General features: G+C 27.8%; 18 protein-coding genes and 3 pseudogenes. 20 read left to right on the top strand and 1 reads right to left on the bottom strand.

From position 1 onward, the window contains the following. The 16 genes and pseudogenes from HGPT_RS02540 to HGPT_RS02470 form a co-directional block, all read left to right on the top strand. Nucleotides 1-476: pseudogene (locus tag HGPT_RS02540) on the top strand (ribosome biogenesis GTPase Der); the annotation flags it as partial. Then, nucleotides 473-1,063, top strand: a complete 591-nt coding sequence (plsY, locus tag HGPT_RS02535; RefSeq protein WP_019138312.1) for a glycerol-3-phosphate 1-O-acyltransferase PlsY — start codon at nt 473-475, stop codon at nt 1,061-1,063. The pseudogene HGPT_RS02540 and the gene plsY, both read left to right, overlap by 4 nt. After that, nucleotides 1,060-2,066: pseudogene (locus tag HGPT_RS02530) on the top strand (NAD(P)H-dependent glycerol-3-phosphate dehydrogenase). The gene plsY and the pseudogene HGPT_RS02530 overlap by 4 nt, the downstream one beginning before the upstream one ends. 125 nt (nt 2,067-2,191) lie before the next feature. Continuing rightward, entirely contained in the window at nt 2,192-3,364 is a 1,173-nt protein-coding gene (locus HGPT_RS02525) for a biotin/lipoyl attachment domain-containing protein (protein ID WP_019138311.1), read from the top strand. A gap of 9 nt (nt 3,365-3,373) precedes the next feature. Continuing rightward, the gene (locus tag HGPT_RS02520) at nt 3,374-4,084 is read left to right on the top strand and encodes a YggS family pyridoxal phosphate-dependent enzyme (RefSeq protein ID WP_019138310.1); all 711 of its coding nucleotides are present in this window, start codon (nt 3,374-3,376) and stop codon (nt 4,082-4,084) included. A gap of 9 nt (nt 4,085-4,093) precedes the next feature. Next, complete coding sequence (locus HGPT_RS02515; protein ID WP_019138309.1) at nt 4,094-4,546, top strand: cell division protein SepF; 453 nt, start codon at nt 4,094-4,096, stop codon at nt 4,544-4,546. Next, entirely contained in the window at nt 4,540-5,322 is a 783-nt protein-coding gene (locus HGPT_RS02510) for a YlmH family RNA-binding protein (RefSeq protein WP_019138308.1), read from the top strand. Before HGPT_RS02515 ends, HGPT_RS02510 begins: the two co-directional genes overlap by 7 nt. Before the next feature lie 9 nt (nt 5,323-5,331). Beyond that, nucleotides 5,332-5,786 (top strand): annotated as a pseudogene (gene lspA / locus HGPT_RS10585) (signal peptidase II). Nucleotides 5,787-5,789: 3 nt separating this feature from the next. After that, nucleotides 5,790-6,707: an RluA family pseudouridine synthase gene (locus HGPT_RS02500; RefSeq protein ID WP_019138307.1), complete on the top strand. Its 918-nt coding sequence runs from the start codon at nt 5,790-5,792 to the stop codon at nt 6,705-6,707. Continuing rightward, nucleotides 6,694-8,070 (top strand): NAD(P)/FAD-dependent oxidoreductase, encoded by a 1,377-nt coding sequence (locus HGPT_RS02495; protein ID WP_019138306.1) that lies wholly within the window; start codon nt 6,694-6,696, stop codon nt 8,068-8,070. Before HGPT_RS02500 ends, HGPT_RS02495 begins: the two co-directional genes overlap by 14 nt. An 80-nt stretch (nt 8,071-8,150) precedes the next feature. Then, nucleotides 8,151-9,551, top strand: coding sequence for a tRNA (N6-isopentenyl adenosine(37)-C2)-methylthiotransferase MiaB (miaB, locus tag HGPT_RS02490; protein ID WP_019138305.1), 1,401 nt, complete (start codon nt 8,151-8,153; stop codon nt 9,549-9,551). Further along, entirely contained in the window at nt 9,541-10,296 is a 756-nt protein-coding gene (locus HGPT_RS09670) for a MutS N-terminal domain-containing protein (protein ID WP_245544089.1), read from the top strand. Before miaB ends, HGPT_RS09670 begins: the two co-directional genes overlap by 11 nt. Beyond that, nucleotides 10,280-12,148: a DNA mismatch repair protein MutS gene (gene mutS / locus HGPT_RS02485; RefSeq protein WP_342626051.1), complete on the top strand. Its 1,869-nt coding sequence runs from the start codon at nt 10,280-10,282 to the stop codon at nt 12,146-12,148. The genes HGPT_RS09670 and mutS overlap by 17 nt, the downstream gene beginning before the upstream one ends. Then, nucleotides 12,148-14,019 (top strand): DNA mismatch repair endonuclease MutL, encoded by a 1,872-nt coding sequence (gene mutL, locus HGPT_RS02480; protein WP_019138304.1) that lies wholly within the window; start codon nt 12,148-12,150, stop codon nt 14,017-14,019. Before mutS ends, mutL begins: the two co-directional genes overlap by 1 nt. Next, complete coding sequence (gene miaA / locus HGPT_RS02475; RefSeq protein ID WP_019138303.1) at nt 14,020-14,931, top strand: tRNA (adenosine(37)-N6)-dimethylallyltransferase MiaA; 912 nt, start codon at nt 14,020-14,022, stop codon at nt 14,929-14,931. It begins immediately after the preceding gene. A 13-nt stretch (nt 14,932-14,944) separates the two neighbouring features. Then, the gene (locus HGPT_RS02470) at nt 14,945-16,243 is read left to right on the top strand and encodes a methionine gamma-lyase family protein (RefSeq protein ID WP_019138302.1); all 1,299 of its coding nucleotides are present in this window, start codon (nt 14,945-14,947) and stop codon (nt 16,241-16,243) included. Between the two features lie 97 nt (nt 16,244-16,340). On the opposite strand, the gene lexA is transcribed toward HGPT_RS02470, so the two are convergent. Next, nucleotides 16,341-16,961, bottom strand: coding sequence for a transcriptional repressor LexA (gene lexA / locus HGPT_RS02465; RefSeq protein WP_019138301.1), 621 nt, complete (start codon nt 16,959-16,961; stop codon nt 16,341-16,343). A 194-nt stretch (nt 16,962-17,155) separates the two neighbouring features. On the opposite strand from lexA, the gene HGPT_RS02460 reads away from it, so the two are divergent. From HGPT_RS02460 to HGPT_RS02445, 4 genes are all read left to right on the top strand, one after another. Then, nucleotides 17,156-17,452, top strand: coding sequence for a LysM peptidoglycan-binding domain-containing protein (locus HGPT_RS02460; RefSeq protein WP_019138300.1), 297 nt, complete (start codon nt 17,156-17,158; stop codon nt 17,450-17,452). Between the two features lie 127 nt (nt 17,453-17,579). Next, the gene (rny, locus tag HGPT_RS02455) at nt 17,580-19,118 is read left to right on the top strand and encodes a ribonuclease Y (protein WP_019138299.1); all 1,539 of its coding nucleotides are present in this window, start codon (nt 17,580-17,582) and stop codon (nt 19,116-19,118) included. Nucleotides 19,119-19,169: 51 nt separating this feature from the next. Then, nucleotides 19,170-20,153 (top strand): tyrosine recombinase XerC, encoded by a 984-nt coding sequence (locus tag HGPT_RS02450; protein ID WP_019138298.1) that lies wholly within the window; start codon nt 19,170-19,172, stop codon nt 20,151-20,153. Nucleotides 20,154-20,216: 63 nt separating this feature from the next. After that, a complete protein-coding gene (locus HGPT_RS02445) occupies nt 20,217-20,810 on the top strand; it encodes a copper amine oxidase N-terminal domain-containing protein (RefSeq protein ID WP_019138297.1) in 594 nt (197 codons plus the stop codon). Nucleotides 20,811-20,996: the final 186 nt, after the last annotated feature.

Raw genomic sequence — 20,996 nt, 5'->3', positions numbered from 1 at the left:
TTATAATTGCTGTAAATAAGTGGGATGCTCTTGAAAAAGAGACAAAAACTATGAAGAACTTTGAAAAGAAAATAAGAGAAGAGCTTCCTTTTGTTTCCTATGCTCCAATAGTTTTCATATCTGCAAAAACTGGACAAAGAGTTGATGAATTTTTAGATATGATTGAACTTGTGAATAACAACTACAATCATAGAATACAAACTGGTGTGTTAAACGACATACTTAATAAAGCTGTATTAATGAATCAACCACCATCAGACAAAGGTAAGCGTGGTAAACTTTATTATGGGTCTCAAGTAAGCGTAAGACCGCCAAAATTTCTTTTATCTGTTAATGATAAAGAACTTTTCCATTTTTCTTATTTGAGGTATATCGAAAATCAAATTAGAGATACTTATTCTTTTGATGGAACTCCAATTATTTTAGAGCTAAAAAATAGAACTAACGAAAGATCAGATAAGGGACCTAGAAGATGAATTATATCTTAACTTTAGTTATTTCCTATTTGTTAGGAACTATTTCAGGTTCATATATAATTGGTAATATTTTTTTAAATAAAGATATTAGGAAATACGGTTCTGGTAATGCTGGAACAACAAATGCTATGAGGGTTCTTGGTAAAAAAGCAGGAGTTTTAACATTTTTAATTGATTTTTTAAAGGGAGCTATTGTAACTGTCTTAATAAGAAAATTATTTGGATATAACTTTGTTCCTCTAGGAATACTTGGTGCAGTAATTGGACACGATTTTCCATTTTATATGAATTTTAAAGGTGGAAAAGGAGTAGCTACAACTTTAGGAGCATTAGCTTTATTTAATTTTCCGCTTACACTGATTTGTTATATAGTATGGTTATTGGCAACTATAATTACAAAAATGGTTTCTTTAGGTTCAATTTTATTTTTTGTATCAATTATTATCGTTTACAGCTTTATGTCAGACCTTTCAATTTATAACATTATTCTTATTGATATAGTTTCAATTATTGGAATAATAAGACATAAGGAAAATATAAAAAGAATTATGTCAGGTAATGAGAATAAAATAGGAGGTAAAAAATGAATCTAACTCTTTGTGGAGGAGGAAGTTGGGGAACTGCAATAGCAAGGTTACTATCTAATAAGGGCCACAAAGTTAATTTTTATATCCGAAACGAAGAAGTTATTGAAGATATTAAAATAAATAAAGAAAATTCAAAATATCTTCCAGGGGCTAAGTTTGAAAAGAAATTAACTTAACAAATAATTTAGAAAGTGTGCTTGATGGAATAGATGCTTTTATAATTGGAGTACCGACTTCTAGTACAAGAGAAATTTTAAATAAAATAAAAGATAAAATTTCTAAGGATACAATTATTGTTAATCTTTCCAAAGGAATAGAAGTTGAAAGCCTAGATAGAATATCAGAAATTTCCAAAGAAATATTAAAAGATAATCCCTTTGTAGCTTTATCAGGACCATCTCATGCTGAAGAAGTTGGTAAAGATATACCAACAACTCTTGTATCATCTTCAGAAAATCTTGAAGTTGCTCAACTAATTCAAAAAGAATTTTCAACACCTATATTTAGAATTTACACTAATCCAGATTTAGTTGGTGTAGAAATGGGTGGTGCTTTAAAAAATATAATAGCTTTAGCAGCAGGGATGAATGATGGTTTAGGCTATGGTGATAATACTAAGGCAGCACTTATGACTCGTGGTATTTATGAAATGAGTAAACTTGGAATATCTCTTGGAGCAAATCCTCACACCTTTAATGGACTATCTGGAATTGGTGATTTAATAGTTACATGTACTAGTATACACTCAAGAAATAGAAGAGCAGGTATATTAATTGGTGAAGGCAAGTCAATGGATGAAGCTTGCAAAGAAGTTGGTCAAGTAGTTGAGGGAGTGAAAACTGTAAAATCTGCATATAAACTTTCTCAAGTAAAAGGAATCGAAATGCCAATCACAAAAGCACTTTATAGAGTTTTATACGAAGGTTATGATCCTAATAAAGCTGTTTATGAGTTGATGACTAGGAAGAACAAAGATGAAATTGAGCAAATCTTTTTCGAATAATTTCTTATTAGAAGACTTTATGATATAATTATTTAGTAAATAGGTGGTTTTTTGAGTAGATCTTTAAAAAAAATAAATATTTTAGAAGAAGAGTTATTGCTTGTATAATTATTTTATTTTTGCTAATGATTTTCGGAAAGTTAATAAGAGGAAATCGTATAAGTGATTATAAGACTATTTTTCCAACTTTAACCACTTTTGAAAAAGACATTGACACAACAATCTATAATATCTTTGAAGAAAAAGCATATTTTGCAAAGGGAGATGGAATAGTTGTATTTCATGCCAGTGAAGGTCAAAAAGTCCCTTCGGGTTATGAGATTGCAAATTTAAATTTAATGGAAGATGTGTCATCTCTTAATGATGAATTAACAAGAATTAATGCAGCTATTAAAATAAAAAAAGGTATAGAGCCAGTTGAAAGAGAGAATAGTAAAGGATTTACTAAAAATTTACAAGAACAAATAAAAAACAATAATTTTTCAGGAGTGTATTTTGATTTAAATTCTACTGATAGTGAAATTAATGAGAATATTAATGCTGCTGAATTAAAAGAATATTTAGAGCTTTCAGAAGAAGAATTAAATATTAAAAAAGATGATTTGGAAGAAAAGATCTCAAAATATAATTTTTCTTATAAATCAGAATTTAGTGGAATTGTTTCTTATAAAATAGATGGAAATGAAGAACATTTTAAAATTGATGATTTAAACAAGTTTACATATAAATACTTGGAAAAAAATTATTCTTTTAAAAATCTTGAAATGGAAACTAGAGTAAAAAATGGAGATCCTCTTTTTAAGATAATTAATAACTTAAATTGGAAACTAGCTTGTACAATAAACAATGCCTCAAATATATCAAATTATAATGTTGGAGATTCTGTAAAGATTCAAATTCCAGAAATCGAAGATATTTATGGAGTAGTTGAACAAATTAACAAAGATGATAATCATGCTGTTATTATTGTCAGTCTCGATAGATATTTTGAAAATATGTATTCTAATAGAGTTCATGAAGGAAAAATAATTGTAAATAAAACAAAGGGATTTGAAATTCCTAAATCCACATTGATTGAAAGAAATAATCTAATTGGTGTTTATGTACAAGAAATAAAAGGACTTGTTAAATTTGTTCCAGTTGAAATAGTAAGTGAATCTAACGATACCGTATTTATAAACAAGGGAAATAAACAGTCAGTTATAAGTATAGGTGATAAATCCTATAAGACTTTAACTGTGAACGATGCAATCGTGATAAATCCAAAAACTGTCGATGAATCAAGAATATTAAACTGAGGTGATAATTTGGATTTAAAAGACAATTTGAATAAACTTTATGAAGATATAGAAATTGCAAAGGAAAAATCAAAATTTAAAAGAGATGTGGAGTTAATTGCAGTTTCTAAAACTCATCCCGTGGAAATGATTGATGAATTTAATAAATTAGGTCTTACTGAATTTGGTGAAAACAAAGTACAAGAACTTGTTTCTAAGATAGAGGATGAAAAAATAAAAGAAAATGTAAAAAATAATAAAATAAATTTCCATTTAATTGGCAATTTGCAGACGAATAAAGTAAAATATATTTATAATAAAGTAAAACTAATCCAATCGCTTGATAGGTTAAAATTAGCTAAAGAAATAAATAAAAGAGCTAATAAAGATAATATTTGTGTTGATTGTCTAGTTCAAATTAATATTGGAAATGAAGAGAGTAAATTTGGAATAAATTATAATGATACAGAAAAATTTATTTACGAACTTTTAGATTTTAAAAATATTAATATAAAAGGACTTATGGCTATTGCCCCTAATACAGATGATGAAATATTGCTTAGAAAATTGTTTGAAAAAATGAACAATAAATTTGAAGAAATCTCATCAAAAGGCTATGAGGGCGTTGAGATGAAGTATTTATCAATGGGAATGAGCCATGATTTTAAATTGGCAATAGAAGAAGGGTCCAATATGATTAGGGTTGGTTCTAAACTATTTGGAAATAGGAATTATAATTAGGAGGATATTATGGCAGAAAAAACTATGGACAAGTTAAAGAAAATCTTTGGTTTTGCAGATGAGTATGAGTATGAAGATTTTGATGATGATTTTGAAAATGAAGTTAGTGAAAGTGAAGCAGTAGAACCTGCTTACACACCGAAAACAGTTAGTCACAAACCAGCAACTAAGTCTAAGTTATCAGCTAGCAATATGGTTATAACAGTTCATGAACCACTTTCTTATGATGAATCACCATTAATTGTTGATGATTTAAGAGATTTTAAAGCTGTTGTTTTAAACTTTGAACAACTTGATGTTGACGTAAAAAGACAAATTTTTGATTTTGTAAGTGGAGCTCTTTATGCTCTTGACGGTAAGATGCAAAAGGTAAATAAAGATATTTTTATTCTTGCACCTAATAATGTTGAAATCGATGGATTAAAAGAGCAACTTAAAAATAACGGAATGTTTCCTTGGTAAATTTAAATAGAATAGATTTAATTAATCACATTAATAGACCTGAAGAAAAAATTTCTATTAGAAAAGTTATTGACAAAATGGAATCTGTAATAAATAGTCATATTCCGACTTCTACAGATTTTTTAAATCCTCACGAGATTAATTTATCTATTTCCGTTTTAAATAGGTTTAAAGATAATATATCTTACAAAATAGATGGGGGATATGAAGATTCTGAGTTATCTATAATTTACATATACCCCAGCTATATATATGAAAGTATAGATAGTGATCTTGTCCTATTTAAATTTGAATCAAATAAAAAAATTAAACATGGTGATGTACTTGGTTCACTTATTGGATTAAGTATAGACAGAGGAAAAATAGGTGATATTTTAATTGGAGAAAAATTCACTTATTTTTTTGTTAAAAGAGAAATTGCAAACTTTGTTGAAATCAATCTTAATAAAATTTCAAAATACAATATGTATCTATCAAGAGAAAATGGTGTTTCGGACTTACCAAAAAAGGAATATACTTATAAAAAAATAATTGTATCATCTTTTAGACTTGATAATTTAATTGCCAAGGTTTTTAATATTTCAAGATCTAAAGTTAAAGAAATGATTAGTGGGGAATTTGTTAAGGTTAACTATGCTATCGAAACAAGATCTCACATTGAACTTGAACTTAATGACCTGGTATCCTTGAGAAAGTATGGTAGATTCAGAATTTTCGATTTAGAAGGAAATACAAAAAAGGGTAATTTTGTATTGATAGTAAGATTAAATAAATAAGGAGATAATATGTTTGTTGCTATATTTAGCATAATTTTAATAATTATAGATCAATTCACAAAATATTTAGCTGCTACAAATTTGGCTAATCAAAATTCTTTGGTACTAATCGATAATTTTTTAAGGCTTTACTATATAGAAAACAGAGGCGCTGCATTTGGGATTTTACAAGGATTCAGGTCACTTTTTGCTATTATAACTATAATTGTTCTCTTGGCTTTGATTATTTTTTGTTTAAAAATTACAATAAAGTTCCCTTTATTTATCTATTAAGTTTTAGTTTGTTAATAGGTGGAACTATAGGAAATTTTATCGATAGAGTTAGACTTCATTATGTTGTAGATTTTATTAGTATGAAATTTTTTGGACATGATTTTGCAATATTTAATTTTGCTGATGTTTTTATTGTTATAGGGACAATATTAATTTCAATTGGGATAATTCTACACGATAATAAAAGGTGATTTATGTATAAAAATAATTTCACTGTTGACTTAAGTTCTGAAGGACTTAGATTGGACAAATTTTTAGAAAAAGAACTAGATATTAATAGGTCACAAATTAAAAAAAATATTGATCTTGGAAATATTTTGTTAAACAAAAAAGTTGTCAAAGCAGGGTATTGTTTAAAATGTGGCGACGAAATAGAAGTTTCTTATGAAGATGATTTTAGAATTCTGCCTGAAGAAATTGATTTTGATATTATTTATGAAGATGAATATTTAGCAGTTATATCAAAACCACAAAATTTAGTTGTTCATCCTGGAGCGGGAAATAAAAAAGGTACATTGGTAAACGGATTACTTAATCAATTCGATGAACTATCTAACCCAATTGATTCTGAAAGACCAGGAATAGTACATAGGTTGGATAAAGATACTTCTGGTTTAATGCTTATTGCAAAAAAAGAAGAAGCATATTTTAATTTAGTTGATATGTTTAAGAACCGTGAAATAGAAAAACACTATCTAGCTATAGCTCATGGAAATATATTTAATGATTTTGGTGTCAATGAACCAATTGGTAGAGATCCAAATAATAGAATAAAAATGAAAGTCATTGAAAAAAATTCTAAAAGTGCATCTACAAGCTTTAAAGTCCTTAAAAATTTTAATGATTTTTGTCTATTAGATGTTCACCTTCATACAGGAAGAACGCATCAAATAAGAGTGCATCTTTCTTATGTAAATCACCCTGTTGTTGGTGATGAGCTGTATGGTAAAAGAAATAAGTTTAAAATTAATAAACAGCTCTTACATTCTTATAAACTTACATTTATTCATCCAATTACAGGTAAAAAAATGGAAATTGTGGACAAATTTCCAAAGAGATTTGAAGATTTTATGGCGAAATTTAATGAGGAGATAAAAATTGAAAGAATATGATGTAATAATTGTAGGAGCAGGTGCAAGTGGAGTATTTGCTTCATATGAATTTAAAAAATTAAATTCAAATTTAAAGGTCCTTGTTATTGATAAGGGTAATGAAATTTATAAGAGACAGTGCCCAATAAAGGCAGGAAAAGTTGAAAATTGTATATCATGCAATCCTTGTAATATAATGAACGGTTACGGCGGAGCTGGGACATTATCTGACGGAAAATATAATATTACTACTAATTTTGGTGGACAAATCCATGAATTTCTTGGCAAGGATAATTCTATTGAACTTATGGAATATGTTGATTCTGTACTATGTGGATTTGATGGTGGAAAATCAAAACTCTATGAAACTACATCCTCTAATTTAAAAACCCTTGCACTTAAACATGATTTACATTTATTAGATGCTAAAGTAAGACATTTTGGAACAGATAGAAATGTTAAGATATTAGAAAAAGTTTATGAGTGGACTAGAGATAAAGTTGAAATGATTTTTAATACAACTATAGTCGATGTTGATAAAGATGAGAAATTTAAACTTACAACTGACAAGGGTGAAACTTTTCTTTGTGATAAACTTGTTCTAGCTTCAGGAAGAAGTGGATCAAAATGGATTTCAAAAATTTGTAAAAAATTTAATATAAATTTATTTTCTAACCAAGTTGATATTGGAGTGAGGGTTGAACTTCCTGCAGAAGTTTTTAAACATATTACAGATGCGGTTTATGAATCAAAAATCGTCTATCAAACAAAGGGATATAATGATTTAGTAAGAACATTTTGTATGAATCCTTATGGTCAAGTAGTTGCTGAAAATACTAATGGAATTATAACAGTAAATGGTCACTCTTATGCTGATCCAAAATTACAATCAGATAATACTAATTTTGCTCTTTTAGTTAGTAATAAATTTACAGAACCTTTTAAAGATTCAAATGAATATGGAGAATCTATTGCAAAATTAAGTAATATGTTAGGTGGGGGAGTTTTACTTCAAAGGTTTGGAGATTTAGTTAAGGGTAGAAGGTCTGATGAAAGAAGAATGCAAAAATGTTTTACAGAACCAACTTTAAAAGCAACGCCTGGCGATTTATCTCTCGTTATACCAAAAAGACAGTTGGATTCAATTATTGAGATGATATATGCTCTTGACAAAATTGCTCCTGGCACTGCAAATGATGATACTCTCTTATATGGTGTGGAGGTCAAATTTTATAACTCAAGAGTTGAAATTGATAATAATTTTGAAACTTCAGTTGATGGTTTATTTGTAGTTGGTGATGGTGGAGGTGCTACTCATTCACTTTCACAAGCATCTGCCTGTGGAGTTTATGTAGCTAGATATTTAAATAAAATTTTATCTTAAGGGTATGCATATGCATACTCTTTTCTTGATAAATAGGCTATTTTTCAGTTATAATATAAAGATATGAAATGAGGATATAAATGGAAAATAAAGAACTAATTAATGATATTAATAATAATGTAAATGAATATATTAGAAATATAAAAGAAAATGTTGATGATAAAAAAGCGCTTGTAATAACGCATGGCTGTCAAATGAACGAGCATGATTCTGAGAAAATAACATGGCTGCTAGAAAAAATGGGATATTCTTTTGTCAATGAGATTGATGATGCAGATCTAATTATTTTAAATACTTGCTCTGTAAGACACTCAGCAGAGGATAAAGTTTATGGTCAACTTGGAAATTTAAAAAATTTAAAAAATAAAAAAAGAAATATAAAAATAGCTGTGTGTGGATGTATGATGCAAAGGGAAGAGTCAAGAAATTATGTTATTGAAAAATTTTCAAATGTAGATATAATTTTTGGAACAAATAACATTTGGAAGCTACCAGAACTTTTAAGTTTATCCTACGATGGGAAAAAACTTGCTATTGATATCGAAAAAAATGCTTTGAGTATTGATGATAGCCTTGGAGCTAACAGACTTTATAAATTTAAGTCTTATGTAAACATTATGTATGGATGCAATAATTTCTGCTCGTATTGTATTGTACCTTACACTAGGGGAAGAGAAACTAGTAGAAGACCTGGTGAAATTATAAAGGAAATTGAAGAACTAGCTAAAAATGGAACTAAGGAAGTTACTCTATTAGGTCAAAATGTAAATTCTTATGGCAAGACATTTGATGATAAGTTTACATTTGCTAATCTTTTAGAAGAAGTTAATGCAATTGATGGCATTGAGAGAATTAGGTTTATGACATCTCACCCTAAAGATATATCTGATGAGCTAATTTATTCGTTTAAAAATCTTGATAAGCTTTGCAACTTCTTACATCTTCCTGTTCAAGCAGGATCATCAAGGGTTTTAAAAATGATGAATAGAAAATATAGTAAAGAAGATTATCTTAGAAAAATTGATAAGGTAAAAAGTGTTAATCCAAATATTGCCTTATCAACAGATATAATGGTAGGTTTTCCTGGAGAAAGTGAAGAAGATTTTCTTGATACCTTAGACTTGGCAAAAAGAGTTGAATATGATACATCTTTTACTTTTATATATTCTGTTAGGGAAAACACTCCTGCAGCAAATAGAAAAGATCAAGTCCCTGATAAAATTAAGCATGATAGATTTGAAAGACTTCTTGATGTTTTGTATCCTATACAAGAAAAGAAAAATAAAGCTTTTATAGGTAGAAATGTGGACGTATTAGTAGAAGATATTTCACGAAAGAATGAAAGCAATGTTAGCGGTAGAACTAATGAATTTAAACTTGTTAATTTCGAAGGCGACAAAAGTGACGTTGGTAAAATAGTTAAAGTTAAAATTAAAGATGCAAATAGTTTTTCTCTAGTGGGTGAGAAAATTGAATCGTGAAAAATTAACTCCAATGATGCAGCAATATCTTGCTGTAAAAGATGAAAATCCAGATTCTATTTTATTTTTTAGACTTGGAGATTTTTATGAAATGTTTTTTGATGATGCTTTATTAGCATCAAGAGAACTTGAAATTACTTTGACTAAAAGAGATGCTGGTTTAGAAGAAAAAGCACCTATGTGTGGTGTTCCATACCATGTTGCTTCGTCATATATTTCTAAATTAATTGATAAGGGCTATAAAGTCGCTATTTGTGATCAAGTCGAAGATCCAAAGCTTGCCAAGGGAATAGTTAAAAGAGAAGTAACACAAATTATTACTCCAGGAACCTTTACAGATACTGAGTATTTAAAAAGTGATTTAAATAATTATCTTCTTTCAATTTTTATACAAGCTTATTATATAAATCTCACTTATTCAGATTATTCAACTGGAGAAATATATTTTATAGAAAAAACATTTTTATCAAAAGCTGAACTTTATAATTTTTTGAAAAATCAAGTTGATAGAATAAGTCCAAATGAGATCTTAATAAATGAAGATGAGATCGATAAATTTAAAAAGAATCTAAAGAAGGACAATGTCTTTTTAAATTCTTATATTTCAGAAAACTTAAAACAAAGTGATTTATTAAATGATTTTGGAGATTATTTTAGTGATACTTTCAAAGATAATTTAAAAAATTTTTTGGACAAAAATAATATTACTGATTATATTTCTTTAAAAAATTATTACAATATTTAGTAATCACTCAAAAATAAATTTAAAACATATAAATAATATTTCATATTATAATAATTTTGATTTTTTATTTTTAGATGAAAGTTCTAAAAGGACATTGGAAATAGTAAAAGGTTTAAATACATTTACAAAAAAAGGCTCACTATTAGATGTTTTAGATAAATGTAGTACATCTATGGGATCAAGAAAATTAAAAAAATGGGTTGAGAGTCCTCTAATAAATTTGGAAAAAATTGAAAGAAGACTAAATCTAATAGAGTCTTTTACAAAAGATTTATTGCTTTTAGATAAATTAGAAAATATTTTAAAAGAAGTTTATGATATTGAAAGACTTGTTGTTAAGATATCAAATGGAACTATAAATCCACGAGAATTAGTTTCTCTTAAATCAACAATTGAAAATTCTAAGAAAATAAAGAAAATTTTAGAATCACAAGATAATTTTTATTTAAATTTATTGTCAAAAGATTTCATAGATTTAGACGATATTTCTTCTGAGATAGATAATGTCTTAATAGATAATCCACCTGTAATTATTGAAGAAAATAGAATAATAAAAGAAGAATATTCTAAGGATTTAGATGAATTATTTAGAATATCAATTGAAGGTAAAAATTGGCTTCTTGATTTTGAAGAAAGAGAAAGAAAGCGTACAGGTATAAAAAAATTAAAGGTTAAGCATAACAAAATTCTAGGTTATTTTATTGAAGTTACAAAATCTTTCTTAGATCAGGTTCCAGAGGATTATATAAGAAAGCAAACTTTAGTAGGTTCAGAAAGATTTTTTTCTGTGGAATTAAAAGAAATGGAAGGAAAGTTACTTGGGTCTAAAGAAAGGGCTCTTAACCTTCAAGCTGAAATCTATAACAAACTAAAGGATTTTATTGGAAAAGAAATTTATAGAATTCAAATATTAGCTGATAAATTATCTGATCTGGATTCTATTTTATCTCTTGCAAAAGTTTCGAATTTAAATAATTATACTAGACCTAAATTTAATAATGATGGTTTTATAGAAATAAAGGAAGGAAGGCATCCTATTGTCGAATCATATATGAAAGATGATTTTTTTGTACCTAATGATACTTTTATTGATACAAAAAATAATATGATTCATATAATTACTGGACCTAATATGGCTGGTAAGTCCACTTATATGAGACAAGTTGCCTTAATAACAATTATGGCACATATAGGTTCTTTTGTTCCTTGTGATTCATGTAATATTTCTCTAGTGGATAGAATTTTCACTAGAATTGGTGCAAGTGACAATTTAGCAAAGGGACAGTCAACTTTCATGGTTGAAATGCAAGAAGTTGCAGATATTATTGAAAATGCAAGTTCAAACTCGCTTTTGATTCTTGATGAAGTTGGAAGAGGGACTAGTACTTTCGACGGGCTTGCTATTGCAAATGCAATAATTGAATATATTGCAGAAAATATAAAAGCTAAAACGCTTTTTGCAACACATTATCACGAATTAGTTCATCTTGAGGAAAAATATGATTCAATTGAAAATTTAACAATAGCAGTTGACAGACAAGATGACGATATTATTTTTTTGAGAAAGATAATTAAGGGTTTTACTAATAATTCTTATGGAATTGATGTTGCAAAATTAGCCGGTATAGATAATAAAATTATAGATAGAGCAAAGGAAGTTCTGGCGGTAATAGAAAAAGAAAATGAAGGCATTAGTATAGATCTAAACAAAGAATTTGTTAAAGATGAACATGAAAATCCTGAAATAACGAACTTTATTAATAAATTAAAAGAAATTAATATTCTTGAAATAAATCCTATGCAAGCCTTTAATATATTAGATGAAATAGTAAAACGATCTAAGGAGTTATGATGATTAGGCTTTTAGATGAATCAACAATTTCAAAAATAGCAGCTGGAGAAATAATTGAAAATCCTGCTTCAATAGTTAAAGAATTAGTAGAAAATTCTATTGATGCTGGATCAGATGATATCTTAATAGAATTGAGAGGAGAAAGTACAAATTACATTAAGATTACTGACAATGGATCTGGTATTTCTGAAGATGATTTGGAGATTGCCTTTCTTCGCCATTCTACATCTAAACTTGAATTTATAGAAGATTTAGAGAAAATAAGAACTCTAGGATTTCGAGGAGAAGCACTTGCTAGTATTGCAAACATATCAAAAATAAAATTGATGACAAAAACAGAAGAAGATCTTGCTGGCAATTCTTTATTAATTGAAAATGGAAAAATTATAAAAAAGAATAAGATAGGCATGCCTAAGGGAACTAGCTTTATAATTAAGGATGTTTTTTATAATACTCCAGTAAGAAAAAAGTTTTTGAGAAAAGATTCTACTGAAATAAGTAATATAATAGATATTGTACAAAAAATCGCACTTAGCAATAATAATATCAAATTTACACTTATAAGAGATGGAAAAACCATATTAAATACTGGTAGCGATAAAAATCCTATAAATAGAATATTTTCAATTTTGGGTTCTGAAATAGCTTCTTCTTTAAATGAAGGATATTTTGAATCTGAAAATTATAAAATTAGAGGTTTCTTCTCTAATAACAAACTTTTTAGATCCAATAGAGATAGTCAATATATATTTGTTAACGGAAGATTTATTAGAGATATTAATATTTCTAGAGCTGTAGAAAAAAATTATTCCTCTTTAATTCCACTTAATAGATATCCAGTATTTGTACTTTATATCGATATTGATCCTAAGTTAATTGATGTTAATATTCATCCAAAGAAAAATGAAATAAAAATCTCTAATGAAAATATTTTGACTTCATTATTGTCAGAAGTAGTCGAAGAAGTAATTTTTCCTAATAGATCCATTAGAGAAATTGAAATAGAAGAAAAAGAAGAAAATGTAAATATCTTTGATATATTTGATGAAGAGGATAGCGAAGAAAAAGTAAATAATTCCAATGAAAGTAATCAAATTAAAAGTAATAATGAAGTAAAAAGTATTTGGGAACTTGAAAATGAATTTAATGTAGAAGATAATTCATATCCTGAATCTCTCAAAGAGGATTCAATTTTATATAGTGAAGATAAAAAGACTAAAGAGAAAGACAAAACTTTACATGAAGAAAAAAACTTTTTATTTAATAAAGAAGTCAGTCATATAGATGAAGATCTTCTAAATACTAGAATTGTCGGTGTGCTTTTTAAAACTTATATTATACTTGAAAATCAAAGGGATGGAAAAACTTTTATAGTTGATCAACACGCTGCTCATGAAAGAGTTAATTACGAGAAATTTCGAAGAATGTATTTAACTAGTGAAATTTCTTCACAAATTATAATTAAGCCCGAGATTATTGAGTTAAATCAAATAGAGTACGATAAGATAATAAATTATATAGATTTATTCACAAAACTTGGATTTAAAATTGATGATTTTGGTGATCAATCAATTGTATTAAGAGAAGTTCCAATGATTTTTGGAATGCCATCATATGTAAATTTTATTAGAGATATAATTGATTCTTTAGATAGAGAAATTTCATCAAATTATGAGGCGGATTTATATAAGATTATGAGAAAAGCTTGTAAAGCTTCTGTAAAAGCAGGAGACGATCTTTCAAATATAGAAATTGAATCACTTATAAGAGATCTTAAAAATTGTGAAAATCCCTATACTTGTCCTCATGGTAGGCCTACAATTGTTGAAGTTTCTAAACATACGATATCAAAATTATTTTTGAGGGAATAAATGGAAAAATTAGTAATAATAACGGGACCAACTGGAATAGGAAAAACTGAGCTTTCTTTAGAACTTGCAAAAAAATATAAAGGGGAGATTATTTCCAGTGACTCTATGCAAATATATAAAAAATTAGATATTGGAACTGCTAAGATAGACCTTAGTAAAACTACTATTCCTCACCATATGATTGATATTGTAGAAGCAAATGAAACTTTTTCTGTAGCAGAATTTAAAAATATGTCAAAGGCTATTATTAGCGACATAAACAAAAGAGGAAGGGTGCCCTTTGTCGTTGGTGGGACAGGACTATACATCAATTCTCTTGTTTATAATCTTGACTTTACTGAAACAGAAGCAGATTATCAATATAGAAATGAATTAAATAAAATATTAGAAAACGAAGGAAGTGAAGTTCTATATAATAAATTATTTGCTCTTAATAGTGATATGGCAGAAAAAATTCATAAAAATAATGGTCAAAGAATAATTAGAGCCCTTGAGATCTTAAAAAATGGTAATATAAAAGGAAATAAATTTAGAGAAGAGAATAAGGATTATAACTTAGTCTATATTGGGTTAAATATGGATAGAAAAAGACTTTATGACAAGATAAATAATCGTGTCGAAAAAATGATAAATTTAGGTCTTGTCGAAGAAGTTCAAGGTCTATTAAAGGAAGGAATAGATAAAAACTCCCAATCTCTTAAAGCTATAGGTTATAAAGAAGTTATTTCATATTTAGATAATGAAATTGATTATTATGAAATGGTTGACTTAATTAAGAAAAATTCAAGACATTATGCAAAAAGACAATTAACATGGTTTAGAAGAGATGATAGGATAAAATGGTTTGACAGGGAATCAGATAATTTGCTAGAAGATATAGAGAATTATATTAATTGTAAATTATATGAATAGTTTAGGAGAAAAGATGACAATATACGATAAATTATTTGAAGAAGAATATGAAATAGATTCAAGAATAATTAAATTTGTAAATAACTTAGAAAGTAAGTTACAAGATAAATTTCAAAAAGTTAGTGATATTGCACAGTATAATCAGGTTAAAATTTTAAAAGCAATGCAAGAAGAAGGACTCAAAGCAACAGACTTTAATTGGACGACAGGATATGGATATGGTGATATTGGTAGAGATAAGGTAGAAAGCATATATACTAAGATTTTTAAAACAGAAGATAGTTTAGTTAGATCTAATATAGTATCAGGAACTCATGCTATTACACTTGCTATTAAGGCTGTGTTAAAACCAGGAGATCACTTTTTATCTGTAACATCAACACCTTACGATACCTTGCAAAAGGTTATAGGTATTAGGGGAAATAGTGAAGATTCATTAATCAATAGCGGCTATGAATATTCAGAAATTCCTTTAATAGACAACAATAGAATAGATGTAAAAAATATAAAGAATTATATAAGAGAGAACACAAGTCTTGTTATAATGCAGAGATCAACAGGTTATTCAAATAGAAGAGCTTTTACAATATCTGAACTTAAAGAGGCAATAGATGAAGTAAAAAAAATAAATAAAAATATAAAAATCTTTGTTGATAATTGCTATGGTGAATTTACAGAAATTTTAGAACCAAGTGAAATTGGTATCGATATAATGGCAGGATCTCTTATTAAAAATCCCGGTGGTGGTCTTTGTTATTCGGGAGGATATGTAGCTGGAAAAGAAGAACTTGTTGAAAGAGCAGCAAATATTCTTACAGCTCCAGGTATTGGTAAAGATTGTGGCTTAACTTTTGGGATGACAAGACAAATTCTTCAGGGACTTTTTATGTCTCCAAAAATTGTTGAAGATGCTATAAAAGGGGCTACTCTTTTTTCTAAAAGTTTTGAAGAACTTGGATTTAAAACAATACCGGCAAGCTCTGACCCTAGAAGTGATATTGTTACTGCAATTGAATTAAAAAAGCCAGAGATTCTTGAGATTTTTTGTAAATATATTCAATTTTCATCTCCAGTAGACTCTGAATTCACTCCAATAGCTTGGGATATGCCAGGTTATGATGATAAAGTAATAATGGCAGCAGGGGACTTTATAGAAGGTTCTTCAATAGAACTTTCAGCTGACGGACCTATGAGAGATCCATATTATGTTTATTTCCAAGGAGGATTGTCTTATTATCACATTAAGTTTGCATTAATACATTTATTAAATGCACTTGACAAAGAAAATTTAATTACAATAAAAGATATTTAAAAATAGAGATGCCTTTATGCTTCTCTAAAAATTTAATCTTTTAATATTTAATTTAAAAAAACCTTACTGTTTTTATAAAAGCAGTAAGGTTTTTATTTTAGTTAATTTTTCTGTAAAGTCCAACAATTTTTCCTAATATTTCGACTTTGTCAAAATAAAAAGGTTCCATAGAATCATTTTCTGGTTGCAATCTATATCTATTTTCTTCTTTATAAAAAGTTTTTATAGTTGCTTCATCTTCTATTAGTGCTAAAACTTTTTCTCCATTTCTAGCAGAATTTGTCTTTTCAATTATTACATAATCTCCATCAAAAATTCCTGCATTAATCATACTTTCTCCAGAAACCTTTAAAATAAAAAGTTCTTTATTTGAAACATATTCAATAGGTAATGGCATAGTGTCTTCTATATTTTGAACAGCAAGAATAGGGGAGCCAGCAGTTACTTTACCAAGTACAGGAACATCAACAGTTTTCTTTTTAAGCATTAAAATGTCATCATCTTGAGGAACAATTTCAATAGCTCTGGTTTTAGATGCATCCTTTCTAATATAGTTAGTTGATTCTAATTTTTCAAGTGCATAGTAAACAGTGGAAGTTGATTTAATATTACAACCTCTACATATTTCACGAACAGTAGGTGGGTATGACTTGGACTCAATAAATCTTTTTATAAAAAATAAGATTTCAAGTTCTCTTTGATTTAATTCATCATACATGGATATACCTCCTCATTTTTATACTATCATAATACCATACTTGAACAGGTATTTCAAACGATAGTTTAAATAATTTTTCTAAACTATTGACATTATAGAACATACGATGTAACATATGTTTAGAACTTATATTTGATACTTATGTTTGACACAAAGGTTTAAACTAAAATGAAACAACATTTTGAGGTGATATTATGAAACGTAAAATTGTAATAAATAAACCAAAGGTATTATTATTTTTGCTATTTATTTTTATATTTAATTCTGGATTAATTGTAAAAAATGATTCTGATTTAAATATTAATGAAGAAGAAATAATTTATGATGTTTATACTGTTAAGAGTGGGGACACTATTTGGAGTATTTCAAATAATTACGAATATAAGAATAAAATGAAATTTGTAATGGACATTGAAAAAGCAAATAGCATTTCCTCATATGATATAAAACCAGGATATAAACTAGCTATACCTATCTATAAAAGTAAATAGATTAAGCCATTATACCCACTTTTTAGTTTGACTTATGCTTTTAAAAGATATACAATTATTTTAAGGCTTTGGCCTTAATTATGATTTTAAAATTTGAAACATGAAAACTAAATAGGAGGTGTGTAGAATGGATTTTAGTAGTACTTTAATATCTATTTTAATCGGTATTATTGGCTTAGCTATAGGCTATGCTATTAGAAAATATATTTCTGAAGGTAAAATTAAAAATGCTGAAGAATTATCTAAAAAGATAGTATACGATGCTGAAAATCAAGCTCAAACTCAAAAGAAAGTTTTGCTTGTTGAAGCTAAAGAAGAGATTCAAAAGTTAAGATCTGAACAAGAAAATGAAGCTAAGATAAGAAGATCAGAAATTAAAGAATTAGAAGATCGCGTTTTATCTAAAGAAAAATTGTTAGATAAAAAGTCTATTCAAGTTGAAAAGAAAGATGAGAAACTTAGCAAAAAATTAGAAGGCTTGAGAGAAAAGGAAGATCAAGCTGATGAACTTGTTAAAAAGAGAGAAGAAGAACTTCAAAAACTTGCTGGTCTTACCAAAGATGAAGGTAAAGAAATTCTTCTAAATGAACTAAAAAAAGAAATAACTAATGAATCAGCACTAATTATTAAAGAAAACGAAAACAGAATCAAAGAGGAATCTGGAAAGTATGCTAGAAATGTTATAGCTCAAGCTATTCAAAGATGTGCTGCAGATCAAGTAGCAGAGTCTACAGTTGCTGTTGTAAATCTTCCTAATGATGAAATGAAGGGAAGGATAATAGGACGTGAAGGTAGAAATATTAGAGCAATTGAGTCTATAACAGGTGTAGATTTAATTATCGATGATACTCCAGAAGCAGTTGTTTTATCTTGCTTTGATCCAATTAGAAGAGAAATTGCAAGAGTTGCTCTTGAAAAACTTGTTAATGATGGAAGAATCCATCCAACAAAAATTGAAGAAACTGTTGAAAAAGCTAAAAACGAAGTAGAAACTATTATCAAAGAGTCTGGTGAACAAGCTGCTTATGATGCAGGAGTTCATGGACTTCATCCAGAAATTATTAAATATCTTGGTAGGTTGAAGTATAGAACAAGTTACGGTCAAAACAACTTAAAGCATTCTGTAGAAGTTTCTGAAATAGCTGGAATTTTGGCTGGTGAAATTGGTGCAGATGTTAAACTTGCTAAGAGAGGTGGATTGCTTCACGACTTAGGAAAGTCAGTTGATAGGAATTTAGATGCTCCACATGTTGATATTGGAGTTGAAATTGCAAGAAAATATCATGAGTCTGAGTTTGTTATAAATGCAATCCAATCTCATCATGGTGATGTTGAACCTAATTGTGTTGAATCTGTTTTGGTTCAAGCAGCTGATGCTATCTCAGCAGCTAGACCAGGTGCAAGACGTGAAACTGTTGAATCATATATTCAAAGACTTGAAAAACTTGAAGAGATTGCTAATGATTTTGACGGTATTGAAAAGTCCTATGCTGTTCAAGCTGGACGTGAAATACGCATAATTGTAAAACCTGAAAAGATTTCTGAAGCAGAAATAACTATTACTGCAAGAGAAATTGTTAAAAGAATAGAGTCTGAATTAGATTTCCCTGGTCAAATTAAAGTTAATGTAATTAGAGAAACTAGGGCAGTTGAATACGCTAAATAATTGAGAACCTGACTAATTGTCAGGTTTTTATTTTTATAGAAGGTGATGAATTTGATTAATTCTAATTTGATAGATGATTTCCTAGACTATATGAAGGCTACTAAAGGTGCATCTGAGAATACTGTAAAAGAATATTATTATGATCTTAGAATGTTCGTAAGATTTATTAAAAGGAGAAAAGGGTTAGTAGATTCATCTATTGATTTTGATGATATTCCTATCGAAGATATAAATGCTGAGTTATTTGAAAGTGTGACAAAACAGGATATTTATGCTTATAATGCTTTTCTTGAAAGAGAAAGAAAAATTTCAAACAGATCAAAATTTAGAAAAATTTCTTCTATAAGAAGTTTTTATAATTATTTGCACTCAAAAATTGATATAATTAAAGTAAATCCTGTTATTGACATAGACATGCCAAAGGTTGAGAAGACTTTGCCAGTTTATTTAAGTTTGGAACAAAGTCTAAATTTATTAAAGACAATAGAAAATTCAAAACTTAAGGCTGTTTATAAAAAGAGAGACTATGCAATAGTTACCTTATTTTTAAACTGTGGTATGAGACTTTCAGAACTAGCAGGTATAAATATTTCTCATGTCCAAGAGGATAATACTCTAAAGGTTATAGGAAAAGGTAACAAGGAGAGAATAATATATTTAAATCAAGCTTGCATTTATGCAATCAATGAATATTTAAAGCTAAGACCTCAAATTGAAGACGATGCCATGTTCTTGTCTATGAGACAACAAAGAATGAGCAATAGATCCATACAACATATGATTGAAAAACATATGAAAAATTCAGGATTAGATACAAATAAATATTCAGTCCACAAACTAAGACATACTGCAGCTACTTTATTATATGAGTATGGAAATGCAGATATAAGGTCTCTTCAAGAGATTCTAGGTCATGAATCAGTTAACACAACTGAAATTTATACTCATGTAAATAAAAAAGCTCTTAAAAAGATGGTGGCATCAAATCCTTTAGCAGGAATAAAGGAAACTATGAAAGAAGATAATGAAAAATGAAGATAATATTTAAGGAGAGATTATGAAAAATTTAAAAAAATTCTTGGCATAGGAATTATGACTATGCTTTTAACAACATCAGTTTTTGCAGCTGGTAAACTACCTAAGGAGGCTTCAGACAAAAATATTAGTATTTATATAAATGACAGTATACAAACAATTCCTGAAGATATGGGTAAAGCTTATTTAGATAAAACAAACGATAGGGTAATGGTTCCAATTAGATATATTTCTGAAAATTTAGGTGCTAACATTAATTTTTATCAAAGAAAAGAAACTAATACAAGTGGAATTCTTATAGGAGCAATTGATGTTTTAGTAGAACTTGATATTAACTCAACTAAGGCTAAGATCAATAATGGAGGAGTTGATTCAGTTGTGAATTTAGATTCTCCAGCTATTTTATTTGATGGAAGGACTTATGTACCAATTAGATTTGTTTCTGAAACTTTAGGTCTAAATGTTGATTGGAAAAATGATTCTGTTTATATTTCTGGAAACTTTAAGACTAAGGGAAAAAGATATAATTATGAAGAAAATAAAGATAGCCAAGAAAACAAAAATGTAAAAAATGAAGAATATAAAGATATTAAAGAAACTACAGACAATTCTCTAGCTAATAACAAAAATGAATCTAAAAATTCTCTATTTGATTAATTAAAAATATTATAAATATACTTTTGTATAAAGAATTTTATTTTTTAAGTTATTTTAGAAGGGAACCTAGCGAATTAAGTAAAAAAATCATATTAGATAAAGATAAAAATAGTCACAAAATAATAATTTTGTGACTATTTTTAAATTATTTTATAATATTATCCGACTTTTTTACTGAATGTCACC

Source organism: Peptoniphilus timonensis JC401 (genome assembly GCF_000312025.1).
Taxonomy (GTDB): domain Bacteria; phylum Bacillota; class Clostridia; order Tissierellales; family Peptoniphilaceae; genus Peptoniphilus_A; species Peptoniphilus_A timonensis.
Note: the sequence above shows the minus strand (reverse complement) of the source record. Positions and strands in the feature narration are given on the sequence as shown.